We start from the raw sequence: 12,846 nt of genomic DNA on the forward strand, positions 1-12,846 counted from the left end.
GGCTGGTAAAGCTATAAAAATAAGGTTGAAATACGCGATATGGCTGATAGGGGCAGTTGTTTTTTGCTGTTTTGTGTTTGGTATGGTTAAATATGCCAAGGGACATGCAATGGATGAGAAAAGACATACAATTCAGTCGCAGCTTCAGCCCCTGTCGCAGGCGAACGGTGAGTATCCGCAGGCCGTGAAGGAATATTTCGATCATTACGGCCTCGGTGCGGGGGAAGGGCGAGGCCAGGTCGAGCATCTGTTCGGGACGTTCGAGTCGCAGGGCTATACGTTGGCTGGGCACATATACCGGCCCGAATCTTACAAGGCGACGGTGGTGCTGATGCATGGTTATCTGAATCATTGCGGGCAGTTGCGTTATATAATTGAATATCTGCTGGATCACGGGTTTGCGGTTGCTGCGTATGATAAGCCGGGGCACGGGCTGTCGAGCGGTGAGCGGGCGGCGGTTGAGAGTTTTGACGTTTACCGAAAGGCACTGAGGGATTTCAGGGATGAAGCAGCGAAATATCTTGACGGTCCCTATCATGTGGTGGCGTTCAGTAACGGCGCGTGTCCGGTCATTCAGGATGTGCTGGGGGATGAAGGCGGCAGCTTTGAAAGGGTCGTGCTTGCGGCTCCGCTGGTCCGGCCTGTCGCGTGGAAACAGACGAAATTCACATATCCGCTTTACAGCAGGTTCGTGACCAGCGTCAAACGGCTGCCGCGGTGCAATACGAACAATAAAGAGTTTATCAGGTTCAACCGCAACGAGGACTTTCTGCATGCCAGGGCTGTTCCGCTGGTCTGGGTTAAGGCTCTGTTCGACTGGAACGACTGGGTCGAGCGTGCAAAGCCAAGCGACAAGGAGGTGCTGATCGTGCAGGGTGACAGAGACGGAACGGTGGACTGGGTGCACAATATTGCATTTCTGGAATCGAAGCTGCCGAATGCGCGTGTGGAGTTGGTCGAAGGGGCAAAGCATGAACTTTTTAATGAGTCGCTTGGGCTTCGTGAGCAGGTTTTTGGTACGGTGGTCGATTACCTGGATGGAAAAGGTTGAATTCTGTAGCTTTGCGGGTATTCTTAATTTAGTTAAATATGTCGGAATTGGTGAGAGGTGAGGGATGTCCTCTGAAGAGCAAAAACTGGGAAGATCTTTTGTATGGCACAATGTGACGCAGTTTCTCGGTGCCATGAATGATAATATTTATAAGTTTCTGATCATTCCGTTTCTGGTTCCTGAAAGTCAGGCTGATCATGCGACGCGAATAGGGGCGATCGCAGGTGCTGTGTTTGTTGTGCCGTTTTTGCTGTTCACGGCTTTTGCGGGCAGGCTGGCGGATCGTCTGAGCAAGACAAGCATTATTCGGTGCGTGAAGGTGGCGGAGCTTGTGATCATGTGTGCCGCAATGGCTGCGTTCTGGTTCGGCAGTGTGTGGGGTTTGTACCTGCTTTTGTTTGCGATGTCGACGCAGAGTGCGTTTTTCGGTCCGGCCAAGTACGGCATCATCCCTGAGCTGGTGGGCAGGGAGAAGCTTTCGCGTGCTAACAGCTTTATCGAGGCAATGACGTATCTTGCGATAATTGCGGGGGCGTTTATGGCGCCGACGGTTCTGCGGCTGACGGGTCGCAACTATGTTTTGGCAGCGGCAGCGTGCGTGATGGTAGCTGCGGTTGGGATAGGGACGAGCTTGGGGATCAAACGTATGCCGTCTGCCGGCGGGGGAAGCAAGGCTTCGGTTTTCTTTTGGAACGATATAATAAAAACTCTCAAAAGCATCAAGGGCGATACCTCGCTTCTGTTTGCGGTTTTCGGGGCGGCATATTTTCTTTTTTTCGGCGCTTACATATATGTGAATCTGATCCCTTATGGTATGGAAGTTCTTGGGCTGGATAAGATCGCAAGCGGGTATTTGTTCTTCATTGCGGCATTGGGTATCGGTGTGGGGTCCCTGCTTTCTTCGAAGCTTAGCGGCAGGCACGTGGAGTTGGGTGTTGTGCCGATAGGAGCTTTGGGGCTGGGTGTTTCAGCGATAGTTCTGGGTCTGATCACCGACAGCAGGATTGCGGCATATGTCTGGATATTCGTCATGGGTGCGAGCGGCGGGCTGTTCATTATACCGCTGCACGCTTTCATACAGCTCAGGAGTCCCGAGAAGAACAGGGGCGAGGTGCTGGCGGCTTCAGGGTTCATCGGCTGGCTGGGTGTGCTGCTCGCATCGGGAGCCATCGGGCTTGTGCAGTTGGTAAATTTTGGTCCGGCAGGATCGTTCGTTGTGCTGGCTGTGATGACGCTGCTGCTGACGGGATTGTTTATTTACAAGATGCCTGATCTGCTGGTGCGGTTTGTTGCAGTTATGCTGACGAAATGCTGTTACCGGGTGAACACGCCGGGGATCGAAAAGGTTCCGTTTGACGGCGGGGCGTTGCTGGTGTGCAATCACGTTTCTTATGTGGATGCGTTGCTGATCGGCGTTACACAGCAGCGGCGAATTCGTTTTGTGATGGATCGTGATATCTATAACTTGTGGTGGGTCAACTGGTTTTTCCGGCTGATGAAGGTGATACCTATCTCGCCTAAGGATTCGCCTAAGAGGATCGTGAGGTCGTTGCATGAGGCTCGTGCGGCGATGGATCAGGGGGATCTGGTCTGCATATTTGCCGAGGGAGCCATCACGCGTAACGGTTTTGTGCAGAAGTTCAGGCCGGGTATCGAGAAGATCGTCAAGGGGACGGACTGTCCGATCATTCCGATGTATATCGGCGGTGCTTGGGGAAGCATATTCAGTTACTATCACGGGAGGGTGATGTCGACGCTGCCGAGGAAGTTCCCGTATACGGTTACTATTGTGTTCGGCGACCCGATGCCTTCGGATTCGAAAGCGTTTGATGTGCGTCAGCGTGTGGTCGATCTTTCATGCGAGTATTTTGCGGATGTCAAGAGAAAACGTCAGTCGATGGGATATAAGTTCGTGCAGACAGCGAGGCGCAAGTGGTTCAGGCATTGCATGACGGATACGACGACGGGTCAGAGGCTGACGTTTGGTAAGGCTCTAGTGTCGGCTGTTGTGCTGGGTCGGAAGATCGAGAAGGTGACGCAGGGGCAGAAGCATGTCGGAATAATGCTGCCTCCTTCGGCGGGCGGTGCGCTTGCGAATATAGCCTGTACGATGCGGGGTAAGATACCGGTCAATCTGAATTATGTGACTTCCGGCAAGAATCGAGATCACTGTGTCGAAGTTTGTGATGTCAAAAAAATTATCACGTCGCACAAATTCATTCGCAAGCTCGATACAGTCGAAGAGTCGGACAATATGGTTTTCATCGAGGATATGGTCAAAGATGTCGGGTGGTTCGATAAGTTTGCGGGATTTGTCAAAGCGGTGCTGATGCCGAAAAAGGTTCTGGGCTGTTCGGAGGGGTTTGATCCGGACAGCACGGCCACGGTGATATTTTCTTCGGGCAGTTCTGGTATGCCCAAGGGTGTGCTGTTAAGTCATCATAATATTCTTTCCAATATCGAACAGACCAAGATGCTGGTCAAGGTTCGGCCGGGTGATAACGCCTGCTGTGTTCTGCCGATTTTCCATGCATTCGGTTACACTTGCGGGCTGTGGCTGCCGTTGATCAGCGGTGTGCCGGTGGTGTTCATTGCGAATCCACTGGATGCTTCGACGGTCGGTAAGGCTGTAGAGGAAGATAAGAGCACGCTGCTGTTCGCGCCGCCGACGTTCCTGATGCGTTATATGCGTCGGGTGGAGCCTGAGCAGTTCGCTACTTTGCGTTTTGTTGCTCCTGGTGCTGAGAAGCTGAAGATGAAGATGGCGAGGTCATTCGAGAAGAAGTTCGGAATCAAGCTGCATGAGGGGTATGGTGCGACTGAGGCCTCGCCGGTGATATCGCTGAACGTCGATGATGTTGATCGGGGCGGCGTTGAGCAGGTTGGACATAAGGATGGCACGGTCGGTCAGCCTCTGCCTGGGGTGTCGGTGAGGATAAAGCATATCGAGACAGGTGAGCAGTTGAGTGCGGGTGAGCAGGGCCTTATAACGGTCAAGGGGCCGAATGTGATGCAGGGCTATAAGGATGAGCCGGAGAAAACGCGGGATGTTCTGCAGGACGGCTGGTATAATACGGGTGATATTGGTGTGCTGGACGAAGACGGATTCTTGACGATAAAGGATAGGCTGGCGAGGTTCAGCAAGATAGGCGGCGAGATGGTTCCGCATATGGGTGTCGAGGAAGTGCTGATGCATGGGCTGGACGCTCATGAGCAGGTAGTTGCAGTGACAGGGATACCGAATGAGAAGAAGGGCGAGGAACTGGTCGTTCTTTACCTGTCGGACAAGACGGATGCAGATCAGCTTAACGAGATTATATCGAAGAGTGATGTGCCGAATATGTGGAAACCACGGGCGGACAATTATGTGCCGATCGACGAGATGCCGATACTTGGTTCGGGCAAGCTGGATATCGTGAGGGTGAAGGAGCTTGCCAGGGAAGCCAAGAAGGATTCGTCATCAGTGGGTGTTTGATTTACGAGGGTTTTGAGCTTATGAGATATGCGGCTGTTTTGTTTTTGGTATGTCTTGCTGCGCCGGCAGTGTTGGCGGACTTTGATGAGGAGAAGGCCCGTCAGAATGTGATAAAGTGGCTGGGCGATATTGGTCTGGAGGATGAGTTGGGGGCTGGTGTCAATGTGGAAACTGATGAGTCGGGGCTGCTGTCCATTGTCGACGAAGGACATTATCTGCTGCAGTACGGTCTGCTGACGCCGGCCAGAAGTGCTGATGCTGAGGTCACGATCAGTGATGAGTTGAAGATCAAACCTACGGCGAAAAACTTTGTGATCGTTGTGCATGGGTGGTTTGATAAGGGAGAGGGGGACTGGCCGGAGGATATGGCGGGGGCTTTTTATGAAAGGACGGACCCTAACAGTTGGGTGTGCGGATATTTTGACTGGCAGGGCGGGGCGGCGGTCGCGACGCCTATGGATGCTGCGCGATATTCGTGTGATGTGGCGGGGCCGAGGCTGGCGAAGGCTCTGCTGTCGCTGCCGAATGAGATAGAGCATGTGCATCTTATCGGACATTCGGCTGGGTCCTGGGCGATCGACACGGCGGCGGAGAGGATCGCACGCAAGACGGGGGCGACGATACATTTGACATTTCTGGATGCTTATGTGCCGCCGAAGTGGGACAAGAGCCTGTTGGGGCATGTGAGTTCGGCCAGGGATGGGCGTGTGTATGTCGAGCACTATTATACGCGGGACATAACTTATGAATGTACGCATGAGGATCTGGCTCGGGCGTGCAATGTTGATATCACCGATATCGACTTCGGCATCAAGGAGCACGAGTTTCCTTACAGATGGTACCGGGCGACGGCGGCGGGAGAGTATTTGAAATCGGAGATGGAATACGGCCAGGCGGTTGTATTTAATCAGGATGGGGTGGCTTACGGGTTTGCGAGGGGGCTTGAAGCTGGTAAAAAGAGCTGGAAGCAAAGTCTCAAGCTCGTGGACAGGGAGACGGTGATGATCAGAAAGCCCAAGCGCAAATCAAAATGGAAGCTTTTCTAGAGGGCTCATTTACGGTCGTCTAAAAAGCGGGGCTTTTGCTGTTTTCCAGGGTCACAGAGAGCGTTTTGCCCTATAATTTCATGCCTGCCAATGCTCGGAGCAAGGTTTTTTGGTCAAAATTTAATCCTTGACAGTATAGATTTCCGATAGTTAAGCTAGATGAAAATGGTAGTTTAGGGCGGCCAGAATCGTCCTTCAATTCTACGAGAGGGTTAAGATGGGCAAAATGAAAAACCTGTTTACTACCGGCGAGGCCGCTGAGATATGCAGCCTGAGTCAGCAGACCATTATAAGATGCTTTGATTCGGGGCGGCTGGGCGGTTTTCGCATACCCGGTTCGAAGTTCAGGCGGATCCCGCGTGAGAGCCTTGTTAAATTCATGAAAGAAAATGATATCCCTCTCGACAGCATCGATACGGGCAAAAAGAAAGTGCTGATCGTCGATGATGATACTGAGATCGTGGAACTGATGGTTGATGTGCTTACGCGGGACGGCCGGTTTGACATAAAGACCGCTTCCAGCGGTTACGATGCGGGTTTGCTTACGCAGCAGTTCCAGCCTGATGTTATTATTCTGGACTATATGCTGCCAGACGTGAACGGCAATATTGTTTGTCAGACCATTAAGCGGAATCCTGATTTCGACGATACAAGGATAATTATCGTCAGCGGTGTGGTTGACGAGGATGAGATACAGGATCTGCTGGACGCAGGTGCCGAGTCTTTTATGAAAAAGCCATTCAGCATCGGCGAGCTGGTCGAGAGAATCAGTTCTGTGCTCGAGATGGTCTGATAAGCTGGGACGAAGCAATTGAGCAAAGAATCGAAAAATACCGCGGTTGTACGACAGGTGGAGATGATCATCAGGCAGTTGCCGAGTCTGGCGACGCTGCCGGAAGTGGCGGCTGGTTTTCTGCCTAATCTGCTCGATCAGCAGGCAGACATTTCTAAGCTGGCCGATATTATTCAGGCCGATCCTGCGTTGACCGCGAGGATCTTTTCGCTTGCGCACGATCATGGAGTGCGGTTTGCGCATGATGTGCCCTCTGTCAGTGAGGCTGTTTCCAAACTACCGGATCCGGTGGTTCGGGACGCGGTGCTTTCCGTGAAGGTTTTCCAGGCTTTCGATGCCGATTACGATCCGGACAGCGGGCGCGTCTTTCCGCGAAAGCGGTTTGCGATGCATTCTCTGGCGACAGCGTGTGCGGCACGCAAGATAGCCGAGATCGTGATGCCGGAAGAGAAGGCTGAACAAGCTTTCTCGGCTGGGCTGCTTCATGACATTGGCAAGCTGGCGTTGTGCCAGGCCATGCCAAAGAGTTTTGACAAGATGGTCGAACAGGCGCGCGAGGAGCACAAATCGCTTGGCGCTGTGGAGATGCAGAACCTGGGTCTGGATCATATGATCATAGGCAAGAGGCTGGCTGAGAAATGGCATCTGCCAGCGGAGATAGCTTTCGCGATATGGATGCATCACAGTGATGCAGAGGCCCTTTCGGATGAGTTGGCTGGTGCGAAAATGGCTCAGGTCGTCAATCTTGCTGATTCCATTGCGAGGCATTGTGAGATCGGGCTGAGCGGCAGTTTTGATCCTGTGGATATCGACGATGCTGCGAGGACAATTGGATTGTCTGCCGAGCAGGTTGAGATGATAGCGGCTTCGTTGAAAGAGGAAGTTGCGCAAAAAGCCTCCTTGCTCGGACTTGAGATGACGGGCGGGCCGGCAGCTTACTGTGAAATGATGCAGGAGACGGCTGCTGATCTGGCTAAGAATAATACGACGCTAAGCAGTCATAATCGCAAGCTCGAAGCAGATGCTGTGGGCATGTCATTTATTCGAGAGATGCTTGCAGGAGCAGAGCCGGGCAAACCGGCGATTGAGATCGGGGCGGAGTTCGTGAAGAAATTTCAGCGGGCCTATCATACGGGTCCGGCCTGTTTCTATATGCCTTGCGGGGAAGACGGTGATTGTGTCGAGGCGGCTGTGGTGGACGATCACGGCAATGTCCACATAACGGTAGTTCCGGTGACGGAGCAGCGAGTCATACCCGAGCAGATCGAAAGTGAGTTCGCACTTGTGCCTGCAAACAGGATGAGTGATCTGTTGGAACTTTTTGACATGCAGATCGATTTTACGGGTTCGTTCGCGGTTCCGTTTATGGCAGGCGGCAGGGCAGCAGCGGTTATGGTGTTCGAACAGCGGATGCCGGTCGAATCACGTATGCTGGCCGAGCGGCTAGAGGTGCTGACGTCTGTTGTGGGCAGTATGCTTGCAGGGGCGAGGGCGCTGGAGGAGCAGTCGACGCTTGCGGAACGTTTTGCTTCCGTTTTGAATTCACTCAAGGAATCGCGTGAGGAACTGACGCAGGCAAGGTCTCTTGCGGGCATAGCGGAGATGGCAGCGGGGGCGGCGCATGAGCTGAATAATCCGCTTGCGGTTATAAGCGGCCGTGCTCAGTTGCTCGTGGAAGCGGAGACCGATGAGAATAAAAAGCAGATGCTTTCGCAGATACGGCAACGTACGGATGAAATGGCGCATATTGTTAACGACCTTATGTCGTTCGCAAAGCCGCGCGAGCCTGAAAAAGTTCGCATACCTGTTATGGACCTGATCGATTCGGCGGTAAAAAAAACACAGGTAAAGCACGGCCTTGAAGAGCTGCAGATCGACTACAGCAACATTCAACCCGAATGGCAGGTGAATGTGGACAGTGAGCAGGTTGTGACAGCGATCGCGAATGTCATGTCGAATGCTCTCGAAGCTTATGATGGGGGTGAGGGTCCGATATGGCTGTTCGGAAGCAGTAAGAAAGGCGAGCAGTTCGTCGTGCTGCAAATACGGGATCAGGGGCGGGGAATGTCTCAGCGGACACTTTCAAAAGCGGTGCAGCCGTTCTTTTCTGATAAGCCGGCCGGCAGGCAGAGGGGGATGGGGCTGGCGCAGTCACAGCGTCTTCTTCGGTTGAATAATGCTACGCTTACTATCAGCAGTAAGCAGGGTGAAGGAACAAGTGTAACTGTTCGCTTGCCGCGAGCATAAAACCCTTGTGGGCTCGAGTGTCCGTTACAGGTTTTTGAAATGCCAAAAGCAGTTTTGCAACAGCTTCTAACCTGATCCAAATCACTTTCTGCATCTGCCTCTGTTGGGAAAGTGACTAAATGTTAAGAACCTGCAAGGAAACAGCTAAAGCGGGGCATTGTCCAGGCCGAAACATCATCAGAGAGAAAACTTGTTTTTTTGAGGACGGCCTTGGACGACACGAGATATAGAAGAATACGATCGCTGGTTCGCAAACTGAACAGACAAAGACACGAGCAAGCCAAAAAGATCGATCTGCTTTGCAATGACATGGTGGGGGCTCATCGCGAATTCGTTTTACAGTTGGAAAATCTCAGTGCAGGCTTTACTTTTTATGAGTCGCTTTTGGGCCATAATGATCTCGGTCAGATCCTGGCGACGACTTTCAATTATGTTTACAGGCATGTTAACGAGTGCGAAGTGGCTATATTTCTCACCGACGGGCACAACTTTCAGGTGCACCAGGCGGAGTCACGGACCGCAATCAGCAAAAAGGTCGAAAAGCTCTGGGGCAGCTTCACAAACGAGACCGTAAACGAGATTTCGCGTGCAAATGCTATTACCGAACTCGGTACGATGTTCGAACTGGGATTGCAGGGCAATCTTCGGCTGCTCAACGAGATATCGGCTGCCGCGGTACCTATAGGGCGGGTAAACGGCCCGTTAGGATTTATTCTTATCTGCAGGGATATTGCGAATCCGCTCACCAGCGGGGAGCTTGCCAAGGTTAATGCTGTGAGCCTGGGCCTATGCAGGTCCATAAGGTCCGGTAATTGTCTGGCAGATCCATCGTCGGTGGATGAATAGATTTTTCAGTGTTTTGGGGGTGAGTTTCTGGTGTCATATGTGACCCAGGCGATAAAGTTGTGAACTACACCAACGACGTAGGGGTGTATGGCCTTATATGTCAACGATTTATGCCCGATAATCACAATTTCGAAAAAAGTGTTATTTTTCTGTAACATTTTCTTTTGTCCACGCGTCTAAGTTATGTAATCGGTGGCGGCGGCTCTGTTGTGCGGTTTTGGTTTGCACGCTGCCCGAATCGCGTTTATTATCTGAAGTTCTGAAAGGTGTTTCCAAGCTGGTTTCCTTTTTCGGGGGTAAGGGCCGGGCGGCAAAGCATCCGCTGTTCAGATAATCCTATTTTAATTAACAATGACGCTTGGGGTCAAAAGTGGATCAGGTTTGTGAACGGAAAAAGTTGGGCGAATGGCTCTGCGAGAGATCTTATATCAGCGAATCCGCGCTGGAGCACGCGCTTTCTCAGCAGAAGCATCTGGGTGTGAAGATCGGCCAGGTCCTGCTGGATCTTGGTTATATTAATCAGCACCAGCTCAATGAAGCGCTGGCGCATCAGGTCGGTATTCCGCGGGCAAGCCTTGAAGATGCTTCTATAACTCCCGAACTCATAAGTATGATCCCTGCTGACCTTGTGAGTAAACACAATCTCATACCATTCGCTCGCCAGAACGGGCATATCGATGTGGCGATGACAGATCCATTCTCTTCGCAGGCGATAGAAGAGCTAAAGCTGGTTACGGGGTGCCGGGTGCGTCGGTTTTACGGAAGTCCCTCCGAGCTGGAGAAGGCGATACTTAAGCATTACGGCAGCAATGTTGCGAGGATGGTGGACAACCTCGCGCCGGACGAGAAAGAAGATGATGAGGACGAGGCGGGCGAAATATCGGCGGCACGACTTCATGAGCTGGCGCGACAGCCGAGCCTGGTGAACCTGGTCAATCTGATCCTGCTGGAGGCGATCGAGGCCAGGGCTAGTGACGTTCATATCGAGCCTTTCGAGAAGGAAGTGCGGATAAAGTATCGGGTTGACGGTCTGCTGATCGAGAAATCAAGCTCGCCTAAGCGGTTGCATGCCGCGATCGTTTCACGCATAAAGATCATGGGCGATATGAACATTGCTGAGCGTTTTGTGCCCCAAGACGGGCATATAGAATTTTCAGGCAATAAGGGCAAGATAGATATTCGTGTTTCAACGGTTCCGACGGTTTTCGGCGAGTCGATAACAATGCGTATTCTTGACCGCAGTGCCGCGCTGATCAGCCTTGAGGAGCTGGGCATGAATCCTCAGACGCTCAAGGGTTATAATCAGTGTTTGAACAAATCGCACGGTATTGTACTGGTCACGGGGCCGACCGGCTCGGGTAAGACGACGACTCTTTATGCGGCTCTTCGCAAGATATACAAGCCGAGCGTGAAGATCATCACGATCGAGGATCCGGTTGAGTATCAGCTTGACGGCATTATCCAGATGCCGGTGAACCCGCGAAGGGGGCTTACGTTCAGCAGGGGACTGAGGCATATTCTCAGGCAGGACCCGAATATCGTGATGGTTGGTGAGATCCGTGACAGCGAGACTGCTGAGATAGCGATACGGGCAGCGTTGACGGGGCACCTTGTGTTCTCGACGCTGCATACGAACGACGCTGCCGGGGCGATTACGCGTCTTATTGATATGGGCGTAGAGCCGTTCCTGCTTGCGAGTTCACTTGAGGGCGTGCTGGCTCAACGTCTGGTCAGGCGTATTTGTCCGAGATGTAAGACTCAGTATGATCCAGGTGAAAGTATTCTGCGGGGGCTTGACAATTCCGTTATGGTTGACCGGGATGCGAGCTTTTACCGGGGGACGGGTTGTGATGACTGCAACCATACAGGTATGCGGGGGCGGGTTGGCATATTCGAACTGCTAAGGGTTACGGAAACTATGCGAAAGCTTATCGCTAATAGACCTTCATCCGAAGAGTTGTTGAGGGCGGCTCCGGCGGATCATGTGAGTATGAGACATGACGGCATCGCTAAGATGTTGGCGGGATCGACGACGCCGGAGGAAGTACTTCGGGCGACACAGGGCGTAGAGGAAGAATAAAAGAATCAGTGAGGCAGTTGCGGAAATAATTCGGGGACAGCGTTTTGGCCAGTTTTACTTATAAAGGAGTAGATAGAGCGGGCAATTCTGTGAGCGGCACGGTAGAGGCTGCGGACAGAAGTCTGGCCATTTCCGTGCTTACCGCGGAAGGGACTTATCCGACTGAGTTGATGGAGGGAGCAGTGAAGGTGTCCGCGCCCAAGGCTGAGAAGGCTTCCGCAAGTAAAAACAGGAAAGCACCTGTTCTGGGTTCAGGCAGAGTCAAGAGCAAGGATATACTGGCGGTGACAGAGCAACTTTCTACCGCACTTTCCGCTGGGCTTCCGCTTTTGGATGCTTTGGACATTATCAGGTCGCAGCAGGTAAAACCAGCTATGCGTGAGCTGCTTGGCGATCTGGAAAAGGCGGTCAGTTCGGGCAATTCGCTTTCGGGTGCGATGGCTGAGCACAGCGAGCATTTTTCCAAACTTTACGTGTCGATGGTTCGTGTAGGTGAAACGGGCGGGATACTCGATGAGACGATTTCGCAACTGGCGACGATTCTTGAACGTGAAGAGAAGATCAAAACCAGCATGACGAACGCGCTGGTGTATCCTGCGATCGTTTTGACACTCGGTATCGGTTCGGTGATAATAATGCTGACCGCGATCCTGCCGAAGATCATCAATGCTTTGGGCGAGGAGGTGCTTCTGCCTTTGCCGACACGTATGCTGTTGTGGCTGAGCGATTTTCTGATAGTTTACGGGTGGGCGGTTGGTCTTGCTGTCGCCGGGGCAGCCTGGTTTTTCTATTCATGGAAAAATACCGAGCAGGGCAAACATAAGTGGGATGCGTTCAAACTGCGCGTACCTGTGCTTGGCTCGGTGCTGACGAAGATTGCCGTGGGGCGGTTTGCACGTACGCTTGGTTCGCTGACGGGTTGCGGGATAACGATACTTAATGCTCTTTCTGTTGTACGCGATATCATGGGCAACGAGCAGCTCGGTGGGGAGATCGATGAGGTCGCATCGAAGGTCAGCATGGGTGAATCGCTGGGCGAACCTCTTGCGGCGTCCGGACATTTTCCGCCGCTGCTGGTACAGCTTGTCTCGCTTGGTGAACAGACCGGCAAGCTGGATGAAGTTCTGCTCAACGCTGCGAGGACATTCGATAGTGAAGCGGATGCTGCCATAACACGATTCATGGCGGTGTTTCCGGCTTTGATAATACTTTTACTGGCATTGATCATATTCTTTATAATTGCGGGCACTTTGCTGCCGATAGTAACGATCGACTTCGGCGGACTTGGTGTTTGAGCGAAAGGGACGA

The 12,846-nt window shown here is 52.4% G+C and carries 8 protein-coding genes; all 8 read left to right on the top strand.

The window, feature by feature from the left end; all coding sequences use genetic code 11:
• Positions 1-109 precede the first annotated feature (109 nt).
• The 8 genes from STSP2_RS06345 to STSP2_RS06380 all read left to right on the top strand — a co-directional run bounded on the left by STSP2_RS06345 (position 110) and on the right by STSP2_RS06380 (position 12,833).
• The gene (locus STSP2_RS06345) at positions 110-1,051 is read left to right on the top strand and encodes an alpha/beta hydrolase (RefSeq protein WP_169853035.1); all 942 of its coding nucleotides are present in this window, start codon (positions 110-112) and stop codon (positions 1,049-1,051) included.
• A gap of 64 nt (positions 1,052-1,115) precedes the next feature.
• Entirely contained in the window at positions 1,116-4,526 is a 3,411-nt protein-coding gene (locus STSP2_RS06350) for an acyl-[ACP]--phospholipid O-acyltransferase (RefSeq protein WP_146660924.1), read from the top strand.
• Positions 4,527-4,546: 20 nt separating this feature from the next.
• Positions 4,547-5,572: an alpha/beta hydrolase family protein gene (locus STSP2_RS06355; protein ID WP_146660925.1), complete on the top strand. Its 1,026-nt coding sequence runs from the start codon at positions 4,547-4,549 to the stop codon at positions 5,570-5,572.
• Between the two features lie 226 nt (positions 5,573-5,798).
• The gene (locus STSP2_RS06360) at positions 5,799-6,365 is read left to right on the top strand and encodes a response regulator (RefSeq protein WP_146664019.1); all 567 of its coding nucleotides are present in this window, start codon (positions 5,799-5,801) and stop codon (positions 6,363-6,365) included.
• Positions 6,366-6,383: 18 nt separating this feature from the next.
• Complete coding sequence (locus STSP2_RS06365) at positions 6,384-8,612, top strand: HDOD domain-containing protein (RefSeq protein WP_146660927.1); 2,229 nt, start codon at positions 6,384-6,386, stop codon at positions 8,610-8,612.
• Positions 8,613-8,822: 210 nt separating this feature from the next.
• Complete coding sequence (locus tag STSP2_RS06370) at positions 8,823-9,458, top strand: hypothetical protein (RefSeq protein ID WP_146660929.1); 636 nt, start codon at positions 8,823-8,825, stop codon at positions 9,456-9,458.
• 370 nt (positions 9,459-9,828) lie between these two features.
• Positions 9,829-11,538, top strand: coding sequence for a GspE/PulE family protein (locus tag STSP2_RS06375; RefSeq protein WP_146660931.1), 1,710 nt, complete (start codon positions 9,829-9,831; stop codon positions 11,536-11,538).
• Between the two features lie 44 nt (positions 11,539-11,582).
• Complete coding sequence (locus tag STSP2_RS06380) at positions 11,583-12,833, top strand: type II secretion system F family protein (RefSeq protein ID WP_146660933.1); 1,251 nt, start codon at positions 11,583-11,585, stop codon at positions 12,831-12,833.
• Positions 12,834-12,846 lie beyond the last annotated feature (13 nt).

The sequence above is a fragment of the Anaerohalosphaera lusitana genome, assembly GCF_002007645.1.
Lineage (GTDB): Bacteria > Planctomycetota > Phycisphaerae > Sedimentisphaerales > Anaerohalosphaeraceae > Anaerohalosphaera > Anaerohalosphaera lusitana.